This window comes from Novosphingobium sp. 63-713 (genome assembly GCF_001898925.1).
Classification (GTDB): Bacteria; Pseudomonadota; Alphaproteobacteria; order Sphingomonadales; family Sphingomonadaceae; genus Novosphingobium.
Map to the genome: position 1 here is coordinate 1 of NZ_MKVS01000006.1, position 22,079 is coordinate 22,079.

The window sequence follows — 22,079 nt, forward strand, 5'->3', positions numbered from 1 at the left end:
TCATGCTCATCTTCACATTGCTCAGATCAACACCCGTTCCGTCCCCCTTCACACGCGGCTTCACGTTGTAATCAAGCACCCGCTTGATCGGCACCAAACATTTCATGGCTGCGTCACCCTTACCTTCCAGCACCCGATTCCACAGGCGCTTGCATGGCCGTTGAACAAGGCCTATACCAAACATCTGTTACAGTCAAATGAGGAAACATACTTTGGCTCTGCCCTCCCCCTGCTGCCACACCGCCGTCCAGCCGTCCCACAAGGTCGCGCCGGGGCAAGGGGCATCGGCATGACCAAGGCGAAGCCAGCGCCGCGCACCCGCCGCCAACCCACTGAGCAGGGCAGCAACCGTCGCGCACAAATTCTTGAAATCGCAGCCCATCTCTTCGCAGCCAAAGGCTATGCCGGAACTTCGATGCGAGATATCGGCGAGGAAGCGGGGGTGCTGGGCGGCTCGCTTTATCACCATGTCAAATCGAAGGATGCCCTCTTTGCCGAGTTGCATAACAACGCGCTCGATCAGGCCGGAGCGCGAATCGAGGAGGCCATCGCCACCATCGATGATCCATGGAAAAAGCTGGAAATCGCCTGTATCACGATGCTGGAAATCCAGCTCGATCCGCAATCGCTGACCACGCCGCTGATGAATGATTTCCGCATGGCGCCCCAACCGCTGCGCCATCTGCTGATCGAGCGGCGCGATGCTTTTGAGACGATCTTTGCCCGGATCATTGCCGGACTGGATCTGCCGCCGCATATCGACCTGTCGATCTACCGCAACACGCTGCTCACCATGCTCAACCACACGACCGATTGGTATCGCCCGGGCCGCCTGAGCCCCGCCGACATCGGGCGCCAGGTAGCCGCGATCATGCGCGCGGGGCAAGCCTGAAGAGTTGAGCGCATGAGGTCAACGGCTGCGTTGAGGAAAAGCAAGCCGGCATCAGCGATTTTGAAAGATCGAACGCAAAAAACGTCCTCAGGCTTGGGGCCGAGAACGGGGGAGATCTTTTGGCGATGTCCAGATAAAGTCCTCGCGCCTTCGGCACAAGCGCCTGACGATACCATCAGGTCAAGCGGAGGACAGCATAACGCCAGTCCGATTTTATGCTTCCAAGGATTTTTATATATAAGAAATACAGTTAATACAGGGCGGAATATAAAAATTCTGATTAAATTCAAAATCAGCTTGGTATAACATAACCCTTGGGGACAAAACTTGGAACATCTTCCCATGTTCCATTCGGGTTATGATAGAGTCTGATTTCGCAATGCTTGCATCGTGATATCAAATGAACCCCGTCATGGCGGGTCCTTTTCCTGTTTCTATTGTGCCTCCCTCTGGAACAGAAAAAATATATGCGAAAAATATTATATAGATTCCCTAACACACGATACTCCAGACATATTCACCACCTCATCCCCCCAATATGATTCTGTAGCCGCGCTGCTTTTCGCAGATTATTTTATAATCTTTGTTCAGGAACTTTCGGATTTGGCAGATGAGAACCTGAATATGCTTCACACTCACCTCATCAATGCCATTCCCTATTATGTTGCTGATCTCGTGATACGAAAGATAGCGCCCCTTCCTTGCGACAAGGCCCAGCAAGATCTGCTTGTGCCGGCGTGGGAGACGCGAAATATCGGCGATTTCAATCAGTTGGCTATCCTGGCGCCGATCCCGAAAATGCTGCTCCAGGGATTGAACATAGCGCCGCCACATGGCTCGCGACCGCCAGACAGCTTCTGCCGGCGAGGTCCGTTCAATATCGATAGCATCATCAAAGCCCGCCGCCACGGCGCGCGCCCGCTTGGGCGGGGTGGCATTGGCCAGAATACAAACCTTGAGCTTGTTTTTCAGTATCGGCGAAAAGGATTTGAGCACCCGAATCATTCGGCGAACGTCATTCCCCCCGATGAAAATGGCGTCATATTCCGATGATGCAGTTGCAATGAAATTCGTCGAATTTTCACTATACGAATATTCTTCAAAGAAATGAAAAACTTCGCTCAACCAAACCTTTCTTTCCTCCGACCCGCTGTCATTGAACGAAAGATACCTTACCTTCATTTCATCGGGGAAAATTTTCTGATGATGCTCCTCAGGCTTTGAATGTGAATCATTTCCTTGATTCACATTTATGCACACGTCTCTCCTCGCTATTGCCGTCATGCCCATTTTGCCCCCCGGTAAATGGTTTCGCGCCCTGTATTGGGAACCGTTATAAACCTTCACTTTTAGGGCTATGGCGCAGGAAAATGTTAACGGAAAACCACTAGCTTAACCTTTAAAATCTTTTAACAACAGTCAAATAAGTGATTTGCTTTCATTTTTGGAAATCGATTTTCCTTTGGACAAATTCTCAGCAAGGCCCCATTTGTAGGGATTGCGGCAAAGCCAAGCATCCCGGCATCGAATCCCCGGAAAACGAATCACTACTTCGATTCATGCCCACCGGTTTCGCCGGCAACAGTCCGCCATCCCCAGCACGTGATCGAGCATCTTTATGACAAGGCCGAAGCTGCCTTGACCCGGCGGCTACAGGGCACTTGATTATGCAGCAAACGCCCGCTCATTCACAAGGCGGTTGCCCCCGGGATTTAACGCGACCCGCCCCGCTCAGCTTCCCCACTTTCCAGCAAAAGCGCGCCCAGAGCCTGCTCATGCGATGCATAGCCGCCATAGAGGACCGGGAGCATAATGGTCTTGGCCAGATCGCGCCTGCCCTCGCGCACCAGTTCCTCGGCCAGATAGAGGCGCGGGGCCGGAGCGGCGGGATTGGTCCTTGTCACCTTGACCATGTCAATCAGCGCCTGCTGAGGCGGCGTTTCCCTAGCCTTGGTAAAGCTGCGGAAATAGGCGATCTGGGGGATCACCGCCCTAGCATCGGCAGGCGCGGCGCTCGACAGGATCTGCCGCGCCGAGGCCAGATCGGCCGAGCGCCTGTCGGCCGACCCGTTGATCGCCTTGTCGGCCAGCGCCATGCCCTTCCATGCCAAAGCCAGCGCATTGTCGGGCGACCGGGCCAGCACGGCCTCGGCCTGTTCAAGGCACAGATCATCATGGCCATCGCGGCATTCCGCCTCGGCCATCAGCATATGGGCTTCGGCGGCATCCCCGGCCGGGGCCAGACTGTCGCGCAGGGCGTGAAGCCAGTCCTCCCGGCGCGCCGCATTCTCCTCCGCCAGCCGCGCATCCATCTGCAGGCGCGGCGCGATCAGCGCCACCTGTGCGGGCGAAAGGTTGGTGACGATGGGGTCCTGCCCCGGATCCCTGCCCTTGTCTGACCGCCCATAGAGGATCGCGGATTCCAGATAGACGTTGAATTCATGCTGAAGCACACGCAGATCGCCCAGCTCAACGGCGGCCTGCGCCATGGGCGTGCCATGGGCAATGGCCGACATATATCTGGAAAAGCTGCGCTGCCGATCGGCTTTCAGGCCCGAATAGAGGAAGAAATGCGCCGTCAGCCATGCGTGATAGGGCGTCCACACCATCCGTCGATAGCCCGGCTCCAGATAGCGGCCTGTGACAATGTCGCCGATCCTGACCGCACCATAGGCGCGCAACACTTGCTTGTAATACAGCGGCGGGGCGGCGTAATCGACCGCGCCATCGTCCCGCATCGCCACGGTCGAAAACAGCGCGCCCACCCCATCAAGATACCAGCGCGGATAGGCCGACGGGATATGCGCCAGAATGAAATGCTGGGCGACGCCTGAATAAAGCGCTGCGGTCCAGGGCCGGGGAACCGGCTCACGATTGACGCGTCCGGCATCAAGGCAGTCCTGATCGTTCTCCATCGCATTGTCGCAATCGCGCTCGCGCGCTTCGGCCGTGTTGAGATCAATCACCTGATCGGCCCGCGCCACGGCCAGAACCGCGCCATCCGCACGCGGGTCGTAATAGCGCTGATCGCTCAGGCCCGCGCCATAAGGCCCTTCGGCCGAGCGCGCATTGACCAGCCCCAGATCCTTGAAAAAGCTGCGTTTGCCAAACAGGGTGACGGTCAGCTTGCCCACTTCGTCATGGGCCTGATCGATATGATACAGCCGGGCCAGCAGATGTTGCAGCTTTTCCAGATTGACGGAGGTTCGCCGCAATTCGGCCTCGCTGCCGTCGCTCAGCACGATGAAATGGTCGGTTTCGGCCCTGTTCCATTTTCCCGGCGGGGTTACCGCGCCATTGACCAGAATGTCGGCAGCCGAACGCCCCGCCTCCTGCGCCGCGGCAGACGCGCCGAGGGGCAAAAGGGCAAGGGCGGCAAGAAACGAATGGCGCAACAAAGTTTGTCTTCCCGGTAGCTTGGAGGAGAGGTTTTCAGAAACCGATCAAGCCGAATTGCCGGTAATATTCGGCCATCGCCGGATTGAGCAGGCGTGATGCGGACCAATCGCGCCGCGCCGCTTCCCCATCGCCCCCATCCCGTTCGGCCAGAGCCCGCAGCAGATAAAGGAAAGACTGGTTGGGATTGAGTTCAAGCGCCTGATTCAAATCCCCGATGGCGTCCTTCCAATGGTGCAGACGCCATTGGAGCATACCCCGCACCCCCAGTGCAGAAGTGGCCCCGGCGCCGCCGATCTGGATCGCGTGATTGCAATCGGCCAGCGCATTGTCGAGATCGGTGTTCAACAATCCTTTGAGGCGGCACCGGCTTACCAACAGGCCGGCATTCTCCGACCTCTTGGCCAAACCCGCATTGATGGCCGCCAAAGCGCCCGCCGCATCGCCGCGATAGGCCAGCACATCGGCCTTTCTGGCCTGATGAAACGGTTCCCGGTCGCCGCCGTTGGCGATCAAGCCATCCAGACGTGCAAGTGTCTCGTCGCTTTTCCCGGCCCAGGTTTCGACAAAAACCAATCTGCCCAGCGTCGTCTGATCCGATGGATCAAGATTGTAGGCGCTGGTCATGTCCGCAACGGCATGGTCCTTGTCGCCTGTCGCTTCATACAGGCCCGCGCGTTCCCGATACAAAGCCTTGTCGCCCTTCAGCGCCAAGGCTTTGGTGAGATCCGCAATGGCCTTTTGCCGCTCGAAGATCTCGGCGTAAAATGCCGCCCTTGCGCGGTAACGTTCGGCATCATCGGGCTTTTCCGCGACCCATTGGTCCAGCGTGGCGATGGTCTGGTCGAAAAGGTGGTCGCGCCGGGACTGTTCCAAGTCGTGCCAAGGCGCCGGATAGCCCGCATCGGTGCGCAACGATGGCAGTCTGGCGATCAGATCGGCGTCCTGCCTGCGCATGGCGGGAATGTCTGCGGCGGCCAGTTCGCCGCCGCTGCGCAGATTGTGGAGCGACAATTGCCATTGCCCATCGCGCCATTCGGCCTGCACCCTTTCGCTGCCGCCGGTCGGGAACGAGCGCTGGGCATCGGCCTGCCCCTGCATGGCAATGCCCTTGCCCGCGCGGGGCAGGCGGAAGGTTTCCTCGATCGCCACATGCTGCGCATTGCCCAGCGCAACCGGCACGGCCTGCCAGATCGTGCGCGAGCGATCAGGATATTGCGACGGCCGGACAAGGTTTGTCGGCAGGGTGTAACGACCGTCGGTCCGTTTCCACGGCGATGGAATGATCCCGGATGCGGCGATCGTGCCCGACCCGCTTGCCGGATCATAGGTGAATTGCGGATGCACGAAGATGCTGTTCTCACGCACGCTGCCCAACACCCTGCGCAGGGTCTGCGCCTTGCCTTCCGGATCGAGACTGGCCAGCCCGGAATTGAGCTGTCCCGCCAGAGAGCCGCGCAGCAGGAGCCTGATCTGGAACGGCGCCATGAGGGCGACGCCCGCGCGCATGTCGATGTCTGTATGCACCTCGATATGCGGCCGCGCGGGCGGGCGCAGGGGCGCCTGCATAAGATCCGCCCCTGCCGCTCTGACCGGCAGGACCCAGCCATAGGCTGCCACATCGTCCAGATCAGGCTCCCGGCTGCCAAGCCCGGTGCCATCCAGCCAGAGCACGGATGGGCCGACATGGGCCAGAACCATCACATGATCGAAGGCCGCCACCGAGGGCAGCCGATCATGCACCAGATCGCCATTGTGCAGGTTGGCCAGCGCCGGTTCCGCCTCGATACCCAGTTTGTGAAGCACGGCCAGCAGGAGCAAGGTCTTCGCCTTGCAATCGCCATAGCGTGTGCTCCAGGTCTGCTCCGGGGTTTGCGGCACCAGATTGCCACCATTCATGGCAATCGCGAAATAGCGCACCTTGTCCTGCACCAATTGCAAAGCCATCGCCGTGCGCCGCCGAGGATCGCTGGTGGCGGCGGCGATCCGGGCGATCTCCTGATCCAGCTCGCCGCCCGGCCTGATGGCCGCCGATGGCGCATCGATCCGGTAAAGCGGGGCCATCGTGCGGCTTACCTCGGCCCAATCGGCAAAATCGGTAAATTCGGCCAGAGGCGGGCGGGTGAACCGGCCGGGCGCCTGCGCGGCCGGATCGGGTTGGCGGGCCACAGGCATGGATACCTGCCATTCATGCCAGCCGTGCTCCGATTTTTCGTTGGCGGTCACATCATTCAGATAGGTTTTCCAATGAACCTTGTCGGTATCGCTCCACAGAACGCGCGCGCGGCCAAAGCCCATCGGAACCGGCTGCGGCAACAGGGGCACCGCCGTATTGACACGTCCCAGCAGGACGGGGTCCTTTTCGGTCAAAGAATAGCGGCTGATGATCGTATCGCCCACCTGAAGGCCGGTGATCGGCAGGGTTGCCGTCAGCGATCCGTCAAGCTGGAGCGATTCCAGCTTTGCCTCGCGCCGCAAAACCGTGAAATGCTGGCCCGAGGCCAGAACATCGATTTTCCTGCCGTCGCGCAAAATCTCGATCCCATGGACAATCAGATCGCCATGGTCCGGCCGCCACGAAATCGTGAGTGTGCCCGAACGCGCCATGGTTTCGGGCGTGTCGATCCGGCGGGCGGTGGCGACATAAGTCCATACCGCGCCATGGTCGATCCGCGCCTGGACATCATAGAGGCGCAGGACCGGCGAAGCGCTTTCCTTGTCGGCCGAGGGGGAAACCGGAGCCGGCAGCACCCAGTCGGGAGCGGGGCGATATAGGGGCTGATCTCCGGCATGGGCCGGAATGCAGGTCTGGATGAAAGTTCCCCCAAGCAGCGCGATTGCAAGGGGCATGCGCGAAAACCGCGCTTTCAGGTCGTGCTGCATCAGGGGAATCCCGGCAAGATGGATGGAGGATTTCGATTATCAGCGCGGCCCGTATAGTATTTGCATAAAAATTTGGGCTTATCCAGTGGATAGTGAGCGCCATGTCAGGCTCAATCTGGGGCTGCGAAGATCTGGATAAGTCCACTCCGGCGGCGGCTATGGAGCGGGTACAGCCTCCATAGGCGACATTGAGGGCCGCTCTCGTGATAGCCGAAAGCGTCCCTTCATTGGTGCAACGTTCCGCTTCGAGACCGACGCGGACAAGGGATCATGCCGCTTGATTTGAATGCGACGTCGCATAAGATGCCCCTGACAGCGTAAAGCTCGAAAGAATCCCTTAAAAACATAAATTATGGGTGGGGTGGATGCGTTTGAGAGATTCCATGGCCTGCGGGCTGTTTTGTGCGCTCACCATTGTATCGCCCGCTGCTGCGGAATGTCGATTGGGGCGCGTTGCGCAGCTTGCCGTTACGATGGAAGGCAGACTTGCCACGGTGCCGATCACGGTCAATGGCAAGCAAACCAGATTTGCACTCGACAGCGGCGCATTCCTGAATGTCATGTCTCAGGCGCGCGCCAAAGAACTGGGGCTGCCGCTGCAGGCTGCTCCGTCCGAATTTACCGTGGTGGGCGTCGGCGGCGCGGCGGTGCCGCAAAAGACGACCATCAAATCCTTCGGCATTGCGGGCGTCGACATCAAGAATGTCGGCTTTCTGGTGGTCGGCAACAGCTTGGACACCGGGTATATCGGGCTGAACCTGTTGGCATCCTTCGATACCGAATATGATCTGGCCAACGGCAACGTCAATCTCTTCGCCCCCAAGGAATGCGAAAACACCAATCTGGCCTATTGGGCCAGGGACAAGGCGGTATCCGTCATCGACTGGCTGCCGGGCGACTACAGCAATGACAAGCATCTCTATGTTCAGGTCCGTATCAACGGCAAGACGATGCGGGCCATGCTGGACACCGGCGCCTCGATCAGCACCTTGAACCGCACGGCCGCAGAAAAGGCTGGCCTTGATCTATCGGACTCCTCCGCGCAACCGGATGAAGCCATAACCGGAATAGGCAGCAAGGCGCGGCGGTCATGGAATGTCAGGCTGGCAAGTTTTGGCATAGGCGGCGAAGAGATCCGCAATGCGACCATTCGCGTGATGGATGCAGGTTTCGATCCCTTGAGCGATATGGTTCTTGGGGCGGATTTCTTTCTGGCCCACCATGTGCTCGCGTCCTACACGCAACGCCTGATTTATCTGACCTACAATGGCGGACCGGTCTTTTCTCTGGATAATCCCGCATCGGCGGGAGGCGCCAGGCCCGCTGAGGACATCGACACCTTGGCCGGTGAGCCAGACGATGCCGATGCCTATGCCCGGCGGGGCGCCGCGCGGTTGACGCGGGGCGATTCCGTTGGCGCGATCGGCGATCTGACCCAGGCCATTCGGAAAAAGCCCGATACCGCCAATTATCACTATATGCGGGCGACCGCCCATCTGGCCCGTCACGATGCCGCAGCGGCCGCCGTGGATTTCGACAGCGCGGTCAAACTCGCTCCGACAGAGAGCCGGTTTCTGATCGCGCGCAGTTTTAACCGGCTTTCACAAAACGATAAGACCGGCGCCCTTGCCGACGCCGAGGCCGCCAGCGCGCTGATACCGGCAGGATCACTGGAAAACCTGAAGCTGGTCGCCTTGTTTGATCAGTTGCAGAAACCGGAGAGAAGCCTGAAAATGCTCGATGAGGTGATCCGCCTGCATGCCGAAGATCCGCTGCTGGGCGAATTGCTGAATGCGCGGTGCTGGACGCGGGGCGCGGCCAATGTCGAACTGGATATGGCCATGGCGGATTGCGCAAAGGCGATCCGCCGCGACGGCGCCAGACCATCCTATCTCGACAGCCGCGCTTTGATCTATCTGCGGCAAAAGAACTACCCCGCCGCCATCGCGGATTATGATGCCGCTTTGGCTCAGCAACCGGGACTTGCCTCATCGCTGTATATGCGCGGGTGGGCCAGGCAGGCGATCGGCCAAAATGAGGCGGGCGCGGAAGACATGGCCAATGCACGCAAACAGACCCCCGACATCGCGGATAAATTTGCCCGGTATGGTTTCAACACGAAATCGTGAACTGAAATTCGGCTTTGCGGCCTGTCCATTGGGCGGCGACGCTGCGGTCAAGGCCTTGTCTTGAGGCCGGGAGCAGAGGAGAGCGGCAGGTCAGCGCCGCCCTCTCCTTTTCAGCCCTCCGCGCGATGATTTTGCGTGCGGCGCATTCTATGTCCGATCCGCCTTCAGGTACTTCGGCAAGGGCAACTGGCCGCCTTGCTGCCCGGCAGGCGTCTGGGGCAAGGGCCAAGGCTGCGCGCCCACCCGCGCGGCCCAGTCGCGATAGGCCTGGGCAAGACGCACAACGACCTGCGGCTGGGCGGCGGACAGATCGTGAAGTTCGGTGCGATCCGCCTCCATGTCATAAAGCTCCCATGTATTGGGATAGGCGGAAACCAGCTTCCATTGGCCGTCGCGAACGGCGCAATTGCCTTCATGCTCCCAAAACAACATGCCTCGGTCATCAACCCTGCCGCCCGAGAAAACGGGGCGAAGGCTGCGTCCTTCCGGCGGAATGGGGGCCTTGCCCGAAACCGCCTGTTTGGGAAATTCGGCGCCGCTGACATCCAGACAGGTCTTCAAAATGTCGATCTCATGGCTGACCTGATGCGTGATGGCCCCGCGCGCAGCGATGCCATTGGGCCAATGCGCCACCAGCGGTACGCTGATGCCGCCCTCATGGGCAAAGTGTTTGTAAAGGCGGAAGGGCGTGTTGCTGAGATTGGCCCAAGGGCCGCCATAGCTCTGGAATGTGGTGGCTGGTCCGGGCATGATTTTGGGATCATTGCCCGCGATAACCGGGGCGCCGGTCTTGGTGCGCTCGGGCATCCAGATTTCGCGCTTGGCGCCGGGCTTGACCTCGTCGGTCTCCTCATAATTGCCGCCATTGTCGGACATGAAGAAGATCAGCGTGTTGTCGAGCTGGCCCATCTTCTCCAGTTGCGCCACGATGCGGCCGATGCCCTGGTCCATGATGTCGACCTGCGCGGCATAGACCGCCATGCGCTCGATTTCCCATGCTTTGAACGAAGCGCGATCCCAACCCGGCACGCGCGGATCACGCGGCCCCATCGACCATGCCGAGCTCAGCAACTGCATCTTCAACTGTTTGGCATGGCGCTGTTCACGCAGCGCATCCCAGCCAAGAGCATAGCGGCCGCGATATTTGGCAACCGTCTGTTCGGGCGCCTGAAGCGGCCAGTGCGGGGCGTTATAGGCGGCGTAGAGAAAGAAGGGCTTGCCCGCCTTGCCCGCATCCTTGAGCATATCGACCGCATTGTCGGTGATGCCGTCGGTCAGGTAGAAATTGGGGTCCTTCTCCTCGATCTGCTGATCGCCGCGGAACACATAGGCCGGGGTGAAGTAATCCGACACGCCGCCGATGAACCCATAGAATTTGTCAAAACCCCGGTTCACCGGCCAGTTCGACTTGTCATCCACCTTCTCGCCCAGCGCGGTTTCCTGAAACGGGGTGATGTGCCACTTGCCGCTCATCATCGTGGTATAGCCCGCGCCTTTCAGCATTTCCGCGATGGTCACCGCGTCCTTGTTCAGATCGCAATCATAGGCCGTCAGCGCGGCGGGATAGCGGCCGTGGTCCACGGTCATCATCGCCATATTGGCCTGATGCGGGTAAAGACCGGTCAGCAAGGAGGCGCGCGACGGACAGCAGCGCGGCGCGTTGTAATACTGGCTGAAACGCAGCCCTCCCGCCGCCAGACGGTCAATGTTGGGCGTGTCGATCTCGCCGCCAAAACAGCCGATATCCGAATAGCCCATGTCATCGGCCATGATGAGGATGATGTTGGGGCGGCGGGGCGCTTTGGCCGCCTGTGCCGCGACGCTGCCCGACGACATGGCCAATCCGCCCGCCACCCTGGCAGCACCCGAAAGGAACGTCCGACGATCTTGCATCAAAATCACTCCCATGCATGGCGCATTCGCAGGATGCGCAGATAGATTGGCAAAAATTGGTAAGTTAGCCTTGTCGGAAAAACACGTCCAGATCACAGTACCAGTGCATCCTGCCGCCACGGCCAGGCCGGACATGAACCCAGAGACGACTGATTTTAGGCCTTCATCTCTCCATTATTATGAGCGCCAAGCTATAGCATTTCCAAGGGAAGTCCAGTATCATCATACCATATCCCCTTTATTGGTTTGACCTTTTTCTGAAATTTGGCACACGATACCGAATGGCCTGATGGACAGGGTTTGCCCGATGTGGACAGATCAAAAGCTAAGGGCAATGCCTGCCGAAACCTGAGGGAGGATAGCGCGTTACCGCCAGGCGGCGGCGGCAAGCCCGCGCCACGCCAGCAGCACACCTGCCGACCGCATCAATGTCCAAACGCTATCAGGGGTGGCTGGTAGTGGCCCACACATTGGGCCCCGATTGCTGTGTTTGTTCCGGAACGGAGACGAACACACACGAACCCAAGGGTGCAGAATATGGCGAATTATCAGGGGTGTCCACTCACAGGCGAACGCCCGCGAAGGAGGTGGTGGAGGCCCGAGCCGGAATCGAACCGGCGTGCACGGATTTGCAGTCCGCTGCGTCACCACTCCGCCATCGGGCCATCCATGCGGTGAGGCGCTGCCACTAGACGAGGCGGGCGCGGATGGCAACAGCGATTCGTGCAAATCTTTTGCGAATGGGCCGCCTGCCCCTTTGGGCCTGCCGCCTCGCTGATTGCCTCCTTGCCATTGGCCCTTTGGGGGACCACAATTATCTTTCCAGCGCCTTGATGCCATTGGGGCGTTGACGCCGCCCCCGTCCGGTTTGTATGTAAGGCAAACAAAAAGGTCGGGGACTCATCGGCCTATTCAGGAGAGCATACAGATGAAGACCCGCGCCGCCGTTGCTTTTGCGCCCAAATCCCCGCTCGAAATCGTGGAAGTCGATCTCGAAGGCCCCAAGGCCGGTGAGGTTCTGGTGGAGATCATGGCAACGGGCATTTGCCACACCGACGCCTACACGCTCGATGGTTTTGATTCCGAAGGCATCTTCCCCTCGATTCTGGGCCATGAAGGCGCAGGGATCGTGCGCGAGGTGGGGCCGGGCGTGACCAGCGTGGTCCCCGGCGACCATGTGATCCCGCTCTACACCCCCGAATGCCGCCAGTGCAAAAGCTGCCTGTCGGGCAAGACCAACCTGTGCACCGCGATCCGCGCGACGCAGGGCAAGGGGTTGATGCCCGACGGCACCACGCGCTTTTCGTACAAGGGTCAGCCGATCTTCCACTACATGGGCTGCTCGACCTTCTCGAACTTCACGGTCCTGCCCGAAATCGCGGTGGCCAAGATCCGCGAGGACGCGCCGTTCCAGTCCTCGTGCTACATCGGCTGCGGCGTGACCACGGGCGTGGGCGCGGTCATCAACACCGCCAAGGTGCAGGTGGGCGACAATGTGGTGGTGTTCGGCCTTGGCGGCATCGGCCTCAACGTCATTCAGGGCGCGCGTCTGGCGGGCGCCAACAAGATTATCGGCGTCGATCTCAACCCCGACCGCGAGGAATGGGGCCGCCGCTTTGGCATGACCGACTTCCTCAACACGCGCGGCATGAGCCGCGAGGATATCGTGGCCAAGATCGTGCTGATGACCGATGGCGGCGCCGATTACACCTTTGACGCCACCGGCAACACCGAGGTGATGCGCACCGCCCTTGAGGCCTGCCACCGCGGCTGGGGCACCAGTATCATCATCGGCGTGGCCGAGGCGGGCAAGGAAATCAGCACGCGTCCGTTCCAGCTTGTCACGGGCCGCAACTGGCGCGGCACGGCATTCGGCGGGGCCAAGGGCCGCACCGATGTGCCCAAGATCGTCGACATGTACATGACCGGCAAGATCGAGATCGATCCCATGATCACCCATGTCATGGGCCTTGAAGAGATCAACACCGCCTTTGACCTGATGCACGAAGGCAAGTCGATCCGCAGCGTCGTCGTATTCTAATTCGGGAGAAAGAATGATGTTTACCCATATCATGGTCGGTTGCAGCGATCCGGCCAAAACCAAGGTCTTTTACGATGCGCTGTTCGGCGCGCTGGGCGGCACGCCCGGTTTCGACACCGGCAAGGGCGCCTTTTATCAGCATAATGGCGGCGCTTTCGGCTTCACCCTGCCCGCCAATGGCCAGCCGGTCAGCTATGCCAATGGCGGCACTATCGGCTTTGCCGCGACCAGCACCGATATGGTCGAGGCTTGGCACGCGGCGGGCCTGGCCAATGGCGGCACCTGCGAAGGCGCGCCCGGACCGCGCCCGATGCCGGGCCGCAACCTGTATGGCGCCTATCTGCGCGACCTTGATGGCAACAAGATCTGCGCCTTTGTAGACCTGGATAAGGCATAATGACCAACGAGCGCCTGCAAGAGATCCTCGCCCGGCATGCCGGGACCGAAGGCCCGCTGTTGCCGATTTTGCACGATGTGCAGCGGGCCTTTGGCTGCGTTTCGCCCGACACGCAGCAGGCCATCGCGCAGGCGCTCAACCTGTCCCGCGCCGAGGTGCATGGGGTGGTGAGTTTCTATCACGACTTTACCGAGGAAGCCGACCCGCGCCCCTGTGTGCAGCTCTGCCGGGCCGAGGCCTGTCAGGCGCGCGGGGTTGAGGCGTTGATCGAGGCCGCGGAGGCCGCCGCCGGGAACCGGGTGCGGATCTCGCCCGTTTATTGCCTTGGCCTGTGCAGCGTTGGCCCTGCGGCAAGGATTGGGGATACGCTCCATGCGCGGCTGGATGCGGCTTCGCTGGTGCGGCTGGTGGAGGCGGCATGATGATCGTCCGCATTTCCGATGATTCGCTCGCCCTCGCGCTGGGGGCTGATGCACTGGCCTCGGGTTTTGAGGCGGCGGGCGCGACGGTCGAGCGCGTATCGAGCTGGGGCATGCACTGGCTCGAACCCTTGGTTGAGGTGGATGGCATCGGCTATGGCCCGGCGACGGTCGATGATGTGTCCGCGATCCTTGATGGGACCAGCGCGCTCTCCATCGGCCCGATTGCCGAACATCCTTTCATTAAGCCCCAGCAACGCCTGACCTTTGCCCGCGCGGGTAAGACCCGGCCCCTGAGCCTTGAGGATTACGAGGCCACCGGCGGCTGGTCCGGCCTGCGCCGCGCGCAGGCCATGTCCGGCGAGGCGGTGATCGCCGAAGTCACGCAATCCGGCCTGCGCGGACGCGGCGGGGCGGGCTTTCCGGCGGGGATCAAGTGGAACACCGTGGCCAAGGCGCAGGCCCCGCGCAAATATGTCGTCTGCAACGCCGATGAGGGCGATTCCGGCACCTTTGCCGACCGGATGCTGATGGAGGGTGATCCCTTCCAGCTTATCGAGGGTCTGGCCATCTGCGCCCATGCCGTCGGCGCGCAAACCGCCTATATCTACACCCGCAGCGAATATCCCCATGCGATCGCCAAGCTGCGGGCCGCCATTGACCTTGCCGCCGCCATCATCGCCCCGCTCCACATGGAAGTCCGCGAAGGCGCAGGCGCCTATGTCTGCGGCGAGGAAACTTCGCTGCTCAATTCCATCGAGGGCAAGCGCGGGGTGGTGCGCGCCAAGCCGCCCCTGCCCGCGCTTGAAGGCCTGTTCGGCTGCCCCACGGTGGTCAACAATGTGCTGACCATCGCGGCCATCCCGCATATCCTGTCCGAAGGCGGAGCGGCGGAATATGCGGCCCTTGGCGTGGACCGCAGCCTTGGCACCAAGCCGATCCAATTGGCGGGCAATATCAAGCATGGCGGGCTGTATGAGACGGCCTTCGGCATTTCGCTGCATGATCTGGTTTACACGATTGGCGGCGGCACGGCGTCGGGCCGTCCGGTCAAGGCGGTGCAGGTGGGCGGGCCTTTGGGCGCCTATATCCCCCCTGCGCAATTCGACCTGCCGTTTGATTATGAAGCCTATGCCCGCGCCGATGCTCTGATCGGCCATGGCGGGGTGGTGGTGGTGGACGACAGCGCCGATATGGGCCGTCTCGCCCGCTTCGCCATGGAGTTTTGCGCGGTGGAAAGCTGCGGCAAATGCACGCCATGCCGGATCGGATCGACGCGCGGGGTCGAATTGCTCGACCGTATCCGCGTCGGGGCCAAGGTGCTCGATCCCGTGGGCGCGCTGCCGCAGATGCATAATGCGCCCAAAGTGGCCCGCACCGCCGATCAGGACATCGCCCTGCTCGAAGAGCTTTGCGAGACGATGAAATTCGGCTCGCTCTGCGCGCTGGGCGGGTTCACGCCCTATCCGGTGCTCTCGGCGTTGCGCCATTGGCCGGAGGATTTCCAGTGATTCTGGGCGCGGTTCTTGCCGGTGGCCGCTCCACCCGTTTCGGCAGCGACAAAGCGCTGGCCGTCCTCGACGGGCAAACGCTGATCGCGCGCGCGGTTGCCCTGCTGGGCCGCCAATGCAGCGCGGTGGTGGTGGTTGGTCGCGAGGAGGCCCCCGCCCCCTGCATCCCCGACTGGCCCGCGCCGGGCATGGGGCCGCTGGGCGGATTGGCCGCCGCGCTGCGCCATGCGCGCGACAATGGGTTTACCGATGTGCTGTGCATCTCGGTCGATGCGGTGGGGCTGGATGACCGGCTGCTGGGGCAACTTTTCCCCTCGCCCGCCTATGTCGAGAGCCAGCCCGTGATCGGCCTGTGGCCCGCCCATGCCGCCGATGCGGTCGAGGCGATCCTGCGCAGTGACGGCAAACATTCGCTACGCGCGCTGATCGAGGCGACCGGCGCGAGGGGCGTCACGCTGCATCGCCCGCCCGCCAATATCAATTCCCCCGACGATCTCGCCCAATGCGAGGAGGCAATCCATGGCCTATGAAATGCAACCCGATTTCGGCACCCCGGCGCGTGATGGCGCGCCGGTAACACTGACCATCGACGGCCGCGCCGTCACCGTTCCGGCGGGCACCAGCGTGATGCGCGCCGCCGCCGAAATCGGCGGGGCGATCCCCAAACTCTGCGCCACGGACAATATCGAGGCGTTTGGGTCTTGCCGGATGTGTCTGGTCGAGATCGAGGGCGCGCGGGGATTGCCTGCCAGTTGCACCACGCCGGTTTCGGCGGGCATGGTGGTAAAAACCCAGACGCCGCGCTTGGAGAAGATCCGGCGCGGGGTGATGGAGCTTTATATCTCCGACCACCCGCTCGACTGCCTGACCTGCAGCGCGAACAATGATTGCGAATTGCAGGATACCGCCGCGCAGGTCGGCCTGCGCGATGTGCGCTATGGCTATGCGGGCGAAAACCATCTGGGGCAGGCGCCGGATCTGTCCAACCCCTATTTCGCGTTTGACGCCAGCAAGTGCATCGTCTGCTCACGCTGCGTGCGGGCTTGCGAGGAAGTGCAGGGCACCTTTGCGCTGACCATCGAGGGACGCGGGTTTGATTCGGCCGTTTCCGCAGGCGCGGCTGCGGATGATTTCCTTTCCAGCGAATGCGTGTCCTGCGGGGCCTGTGTTCAGGCCTGCCCGACGGCGGCGCTGAATGAAAAATCAGTGGCGGAAATCGGTAAGCCCGAACGCGCCGTGGTGACGACCTGCGCCTATTGCGGCGTGGGCTGCACGTTCCGGGCGGAAATGCGCGGCGATCAACTGGTGCGCATGGTGCCGTGGAAGGATGGCAAGGCCAATCGCGGGCATAGCTGCGTCAAGGGCCGCTTTGCATGGGGCTATGCCAACCATGCAGACCGCATCACGCGCCCGATGATCCGCGAGAGCATCACCCAGCCATGGCGCGAAGTGTCGTGGGAGGAGGCGATCAGCTTTACCGCCAACCGCTTGAAGGCGATCAAGGCGCAATATGGCGCGCGGGCGCTGGGCGGGATCACGTCGAGCCGCTGCACCAATGAGGAAGCCTTCCTTGTCCAGAAACTGGTGCGCGGCGGGTTTGGCTCGAACAATGTCGATACTTGCGCGCGGGTCTGCCATTCGCCCACCGGCTATGGGTTGAAGACGACCTTTGGCACCAGCGCGGGGACGCAGGATTTCGACAGCGTTGAGGACAGCGACGTCATCCTCATCATCGGCGCGAACCCAACCGATGGGCATCCGGTGTTTGCCTCGCGCATGAAGAAGCGTTTGCGCCAAGGGGCCAAGCTGATCGTGATCGACCCGCGCCGGATCGACATGGTGCGCAGCCCGCATATCGAGGCCGCGCATCATCTGGCGCTGCAACCGGGCACGAATGTCGCGGTGCTGACGGCGCTCGCCCATGTGATCGTGACCGAAGGGCTGGCCGATGAGGATTTTGTCCGTGAGCGTTGCGACTGGGATGAATATCAGGATTGGGCGCGGTTTGTGTCGGACGCGCGCCATTCGCCCGAAACACTGGAACCGGTGACGCGGGTTCCAGCCGAAGAATTGCGGGCGGCGGCGCGGCTATTTGCCACAGGCGGTAACGGCGCGATCTATTACGGCCTTGGCGTGACCGAACATTCGCAGGGTTCCTCCACCGTCATGGCGATTGCCAATCTGGCGATGGCGACAGGCAATGTCGGGCGGCGCGGCGTGGGGGTGAACCCTCTGCGCGGGCAGAACAATGTGCAGGGCGCCTGCGACATGGGCTCGTTCCCGCATGAATTGACCGGTTATCGCCATATTTCCGATGGCGACACGCGGGCGCAGTTCGAAGCGGAATGGGGCGTGGCGCTGGATGCCGAACCGGGCCTGCGCATTCCCAATATGCTGGATGCGGCGGTCGATGGCAGCTTCCGCGCGATCTATATTCAGGGCGAGGATATTCTCCAGTCCGACCCCAACACGCATCATGTTGCCGCGGGTCTGGCGGCGATGGATTGCGTGATCGTGCATGACCTCTTCCTCAATGAAACCGCCAATTACGCCCATGTCTTCCTGCCGGGCAGCACTTTCCTTGAGAAGACCGGCACTTTCACCAATGCCGAGCGGCGCATCCAGATGGTGCGGCGGGTGATGGACCCGGCCAATGGCTATGAGGATTGGCAAGTCACGCAATTGCTGGCCCGCGCGATGGATCTGAATTGGGATTACAGCGATGCGGGCCAGATCATGGATGAGATCGCCCGCCTGACGCCTTCCTTCGCCGGGGTTTCCCATGCGCGGCTGGATGCCGAAGGGTCGCTGCAATGGCCGGTGAATGAGGCCCATCCCGATGGCAGCCCGATCATGCATGTGGATGGTTTCGTGCGTGGCAAGGGCAAGTTTGTCGTCACCGAATATATCCCCACCGATGAGCGCACCGGGCCGCGCTATCCGCTGCTGCTGACCACGGGGCGGATTCTCTCGCAATACAATGTGGGCGCGCAGACGCGGCGGACGGCCAATTCTGTCTGGCATGCCGAGGATGTGCTGGAAATCCACCCGACCGATGCGGAAAACCGGGGCCTGTCCAGTGGCGACTGGGTGAAGCTGGCAAGCCGTGCGGGCGAGACGACGTTGCGCGCGCTGGTGACGGATCGCGTGGCGCCCGGCGTGGTTTACACCACCTTCCACCACCCCGACACGCAGGCCAATGTGGTGACCACCGAGAACTCTGACTGGGCCACCAATTGCCCGGAATATAAGGTCACGGCGGTGCAGGTCATGCCTTCGAACGGGCCGACCGCGTGGCAGCGCGACTATGAAGCGCTGGCCCAGCAGGCGCGCAGGATCGAGGCAGCCGAATGAACACCACAGACCATCTGATCAAAATGGCCAACCAGATCGCCGCCAACCTTGCCGCGCAAGGGCGCGAGGTGGCGATCCGGGAAACCGCCCAGCATATCATCGACTTTTGGGACCCGCGCATGAAGGCGGGGATCGCGGCGGCCGATCATGCGCAATTGTCCGAAATCGCCCGCGCGGCGGTGGGCATCGTGACCGCAAAGGCCTGATGATGAGCCAGAATGAAGCGCTGGCCCTGCTGGGGCGCTATTATGCCGCGTTCAATGCGGGCGACAATGAGGCTATGCTGGATTGTCTGACCGAGGATATCGCGCATGACATCAATCAGGGCGCGCGTCAGATCGGCAAGGAGGCTTTCCGCGCCTTTCTGGCCCATATGGACCGCTGCTATCGCGAAAGGCTGGAGGATATCGTGTTGATGGCCGATGGCCATGGCGAGCGCGGAGCATCGGAGTTTACCGTGCATGGTGCCTATCTGGCCACGGATGAGGGATTGCCCGAAGCGAAGGGGCAGACCTATGTGCTGCCTGCGGGGGCGTTTTTCACGTTCCGCGACGGGCTGATCGCGCGCGTCAGTGTCTATTACAATCTGGCCGACTGGATGCGCCAAGTCGGGGGATAGTCCCCCTTCCCATGCCGTTTTCTTAACGCCCCGCGCCGATCGGTTGCGGGGCGTTTTGCTGCGCATTAGCCATATTGGATAGCGAGATGCATCGCATAGGCAAAAAAAGACCCGGCCAAAGCCGGGTCGTGGAAGTTTGGGAGAGGATGCCTGAAAGGCAGGTTCTAAGTAGGCCCGACCGCCTCATTCGGCAAGGCAAGAATTGCAATGATTCCCTTATTGGTTAGAATAATTGAAATTGAAATCCTAAAAGGGAAATTACGCCAAAGATACGCCTATTTGGATATTATCGGAAATTTTTTGTTCCCTATCAGAACTGCCTACCAGTTGGTATCCACCGCCCGGCGCGGTCTGAATCCACCCCGGCAGGCCCGCTAAGGCCAGTTTGGACCGCAAGCGACTCGTATGAACCGCCACGCTGTTGGTTTCCGGCACGAAAGACAGGTTCCAGACATCGCGCAGCAGTTCGCGCTTACCCACCGTCTCGCCCGGAGAATCCATTAACCGCCAAAGAACCGCAAATTCGCGCGGATGCAGCCCGACCGACTTGTCGCCGACAAAGGCGTCGCGCTCGATCAGATCGAGCCGCAGTGGCCCATGCTGGCGCCAGCGCACCAACGCCTCGGCCTGCTGGGTGATGCGCAAGGCCCGCGCGTGCAATTCGGGCAGGCCGATGCCCAAATCGCAAATATCACCAAAGCCCCGGCGCAACAGACGCGCCCGCTCCTGCCCGTCGCTCATGCCCACCACCAGCGCCCAGCGCCGCAGTCGCACCCCGCGCGGACCATTGAGCCAGCGCCACACACCGGCATCCACCGTTTCATGATCGATCAGAATCGGGGTGTCGGGCGTCAGATCACGGATGGCTTCGAGCGAATTGATGCTATCCGACTGCATCCGCCAGCCGGAGATCCGCAGATCGACGTCACCAAAAATAGAACGTCCGGCCAGCCAGTGAAAACACCGCACCGCGTATCCCCTAACAGAAAAAATTCAGCAGCGGGAACAGTGGGCACAATAGCTGAGGCATTGGTAATGCCAAAAAGTTAACGCTGGTTTAGGGATATTACCTTTATTTGCAGTCGCTATCGCAAAGAAAGGGTTAAACAAAAACGCCCGGCACATCTCTGCACCGGGCGCTATGCTAATTCCAAAAACTTAAAAATTTGACGCTTATTTGCCCGCAGGCACATTGACGCCCATGCTGGTCAGATAGCGCTTCACATTGCGCGCGGCCTGACGCAGGCGCTGCTCGTTTTCGACCATCGCAATGCGGACATAGCCCTCGCCATCCTCGCCATAGCCCACGCCCGGCGCCACGGCGACCTCGGCATGGGTGAGCAATTGCTTGGAGAACTCAAGGCTGCCCAGATGCGCCAGCGCGGGCGGCAAAGGCGCCCAGGCGAACATCGATGCCTTGGGGCTGGGAATATCCCAACCGGCGCGGCCAAAGCTTTCCACCATCACATCGCGGCGCTTTTGATAAAGCAGCCGGTTCTGTTCGACGATATCCTGCGGACCGTTCAAAGCAGCGCAAGCCGCCGCCTGAATCGGCGTGAACGCGCCATAGTCGAGATACGACTTCACCCGCGTGAGCGCGGCGATCAATTGCTTGTTGCCAACCGCAAAGCCCACGCGCCAACCGGCCATGCTGAAGGTCTTGGACATCGAGGTGAATTCCACCGCGACATCCTTGGCGCCGGGCACTTCGAGGATCGAGCGCGTCGGATTGCCGTCGAAATAGAGCTCGGAATAGGCAAGGTCGGACAGGATCCACACCTTGTTTTCCTTCGCCCATGCCACCAGCCGTTCATAGAAGGCCAGATCGACGGTTTCGGCGGTGGGGTTCGAGGGATAATTGACGATCAGCACCGAGGGACGCGGCACAGAATATTTCATCGCGCGGTCCAGCGAATCCCAATAACGCTCATCCGGCGTGGTGGGCACAGAGCGGATCGTGGCCCCCGCAATGATAAAGCCGAACGTGTGAATCGGATAGGACGGGTTGGGCGCCAGCACGACATCACCGGGCGCGGTGATCGCGGTCGCCAGGCTTGCCAGCCCTTCCTTCGACCCCATCGTCATCACCACTTCGGTTTCGGGATCGAGATCCACGTTGAACCGGCGGCCATAGTAATTGGCCTGCGCGCGACGGATGCCGGGAATGCCCTTGGATGCGGAATAGCCGTGCGCGCTGGGCTTTTGCGCCACTTCGCACAGTTTTTCGATCACATGGGGCGGCGGGGGCAGATCGGGATTGCCCATGCCAAGGTCGATGATGTCCTGCCCGCTAGCTCGTGCTGCGGCCCGCATCGCATTGACTTCGGCGATGACATAGGGCGGCAGTCGCTTCATGCGGTAGAATTCTTCGGACATTGGACCTTTCCTGTATTACCTCCCCACGGATCACGCATCGCACGTACGCCACCATGGCGAAGTGCAGGCGCCCAAGCGGCGCCACCACGGCGGGGGAGGCCGCTCCCATGCGCCTTTTTGCCCCGAAACGCGAGAGCAGGATGCAAAAAATTTGCGTGAAGGATGAATC

At 60.9% G+C, this 22,079-nt stretch carries 16 protein-coding genes, 1 tRNA gene and 1 pseudogene; 10 read left to right on the top strand and 8 right to left on the bottom strand.

From position 1 onward, the window contains the following. Positions 1–106: pseudogene (locus tag BGP00_RS04440) on the bottom strand (electron transfer flavoprotein subunit beta/FixA family protein); the annotation flags it as partial. A 183-nt stretch (positions 107–289) separates the two neighbouring features. Between BGP00_RS04440 and BGP00_RS04445 the strand changes: the two are divergent. After that, positions 290–892, top strand: coding sequence for a TetR/AcrR family transcriptional regulator (locus BGP00_RS04445; RefSeq protein WP_168606045.1), 603 nt, complete (start codon positions 290–292; stop codon positions 890–892). 525 nt (positions 893–1,417) lie between these two features. Here the strand turns inward: BGP00_RS04445 and BGP00_RS04450 are convergent. The 3 genes from BGP00_RS04450 to BGP00_RS04460 all read right to left on the bottom strand — a co-directional run bounded on the left by BGP00_RS04450 (position 1,418) and on the right by BGP00_RS04460 (position 7,138). Beyond that, positions 1,418–2,239: a helix-turn-helix domain-containing protein gene (locus BGP00_RS04450; RefSeq protein WP_292693140.1), complete on the bottom strand. Its 822-nt coding sequence runs from the start codon at positions 2,237–2,239 to the stop codon at positions 1,418–1,420. A 365-nt stretch (positions 2,240–2,604) separates the two neighbouring features. Next, entirely contained in the window at positions 2,605–4,290 is a 1,686-nt protein-coding gene (locus BGP00_RS04455) for a hypothetical protein (protein WP_292693137.1), read from the bottom strand. Positions 4,291–4,324: 34 nt separating this feature from the next. Further along, positions 4,325–7,138, bottom strand: coding sequence for a DUF3857 domain-containing protein (locus BGP00_RS04460; protein ID WP_292693134.1), 2,814 nt, complete (start codon positions 7,136–7,138; stop codon positions 4,325–4,327). A 506-nt stretch (positions 7,139–7,644) separates the two neighbouring features. Here BGP00_RS04460 and BGP00_RS04465 point away from each other — a divergent pair. Beyond that, positions 7,645–9,300, top strand: a complete 1,656-nt coding sequence (locus BGP00_RS04465) for an aspartyl protease family protein (protein ID WP_292693131.1) — start codon at positions 7,645–7,647, stop codon at positions 9,298–9,300. Between the two features lie 147 nt (positions 9,301–9,447). On the opposite strand, the gene BGP00_RS04470 is transcribed toward BGP00_RS04465, so the two are convergent. Both BGP00_RS04470 and BGP00_RS04475 read right to left on the bottom strand, forming a co-directional pair. After that, positions 9,448–11,193, bottom strand: a complete 1,746-nt coding sequence (locus BGP00_RS04470; protein WP_292693129.1) for an arylsulfatase — start codon at positions 11,191–11,193, stop codon at positions 9,448–9,450. A gap of 591 nt (positions 11,194–11,784) precedes the next feature. Continuing rightward, a tRNA-Cys gene (locus BGP00_RS04475) sits at positions 11,785–11,858 on the bottom strand. A 263-nt stretch (positions 11,859–12,121) separates the two neighbouring features. Here BGP00_RS04475 and BGP00_RS04480 point away from each other — a divergent pair. Genes BGP00_RS04480 through BGP00_RS04515 form a run of 8 tightly spaced genes read left to right on the top strand, consistent with a single transcriptional unit; the run spans position 12,122 to position 19,534 of the window. Beyond that, the gene (locus BGP00_RS04480; protein ID WP_292693126.1) at positions 12,122–13,234 is read left to right on the top strand and encodes an S-(hydroxymethyl)glutathione dehydrogenase/class III alcohol dehydrogenase; all 1,113 of its coding nucleotides are present in this window, start codon (positions 12,122–12,124) and stop codon (positions 13,232–13,234) included. A 16-nt stretch (positions 13,235–13,250) separates the two neighbouring features. Next, on the top strand, positions 13,251–13,631 hold the full coding sequence (locus BGP00_RS04485) for a VOC family protein (RefSeq protein WP_168602910.1): 381 nt from the start codon (positions 13,251–13,253) through the stop codon (positions 13,629–13,631). Continuing rightward, complete coding sequence (locus BGP00_RS04490; protein ID WP_172249164.1) at positions 13,631–14,053, top strand: NAD(P)H-dependent oxidoreductase subunit E; 423 nt, start codon at positions 13,631–13,633, stop codon at positions 14,051–14,053. Before BGP00_RS04485 ends, BGP00_RS04490 begins: the two co-directional genes overlap by 1 nt. Beyond that, on the top strand, positions 14,050–15,561 hold the full coding sequence (locus BGP00_RS04495; RefSeq protein ID WP_292693123.1) for an NADH-ubiquinone oxidoreductase-F iron-sulfur binding region domain-containing protein: 1,512 nt from the start codon (positions 14,050–14,052) through the stop codon (positions 15,559–15,561). Before BGP00_RS04490 ends, BGP00_RS04495 begins: the two co-directional genes overlap by 4 nt. Then, a complete protein-coding gene (locus BGP00_RS04500) occupies positions 15,558–16,091 on the top strand; it encodes a molybdenum cofactor guanylyltransferase (protein ID WP_292693121.1) in 534 nt (177 codons plus the stop codon). The genes BGP00_RS04495 and BGP00_RS04500 overlap by 4 nt, the downstream gene beginning before the upstream one ends. Further along, positions 16,081–18,915 (top strand): formate dehydrogenase subunit alpha, encoded by a 2,835-nt coding sequence (gene fdhF, locus BGP00_RS04505; RefSeq protein WP_292693118.1) that lies wholly within the window; start codon positions 16,081–16,083, stop codon positions 18,913–18,915. The genes BGP00_RS04500 and fdhF overlap by 11 nt, the downstream gene beginning before the upstream one ends. Beyond that, positions 18,912–19,121: a formate dehydrogenase subunit delta gene (locus tag BGP00_RS04510; RefSeq protein ID WP_246870034.1), complete on the top strand. Its 210-nt coding sequence runs from the start codon at positions 18,912–18,914 to the stop codon at positions 19,119–19,121. The genes fdhF and BGP00_RS04510 overlap by 4 nt, the downstream gene beginning before the upstream one ends. Before the next feature lie 2 nt (positions 19,122–19,123). Continuing rightward, complete coding sequence (locus BGP00_RS04515) at positions 19,124–19,534, top strand: ketosteroid isomerase-related protein (protein WP_292693161.1); 411 nt, start codon at positions 19,124–19,126, stop codon at positions 19,532–19,534. A gap of 258 nt (positions 19,535–19,792) precedes the next feature. Here the strand turns inward: BGP00_RS04515 and BGP00_RS04520 are convergent, their stop codons facing one another. After that, positions 19,793–20,431, bottom strand: coding sequence for a winged helix-turn-helix domain-containing protein (locus tag BGP00_RS04520; protein WP_292693114.1), 639 nt, complete (start codon positions 20,429–20,431; stop codon positions 19,793–19,795). A 276-nt stretch (positions 20,432–20,707) separates the two neighbouring features. Then, positions 20,708–21,910 carry an LL-diaminopimelate aminotransferase gene (locus BGP00_RS04525; protein WP_292693111.1) on the bottom strand — a complete coding sequence of 401 codons (1,203 nt, stop codon included), beginning with the start codon at positions 21,908–21,910 and terminating at the stop codon, positions 20,708–20,710. Positions 21,911–22,079 lie beyond the last annotated feature (169 nt).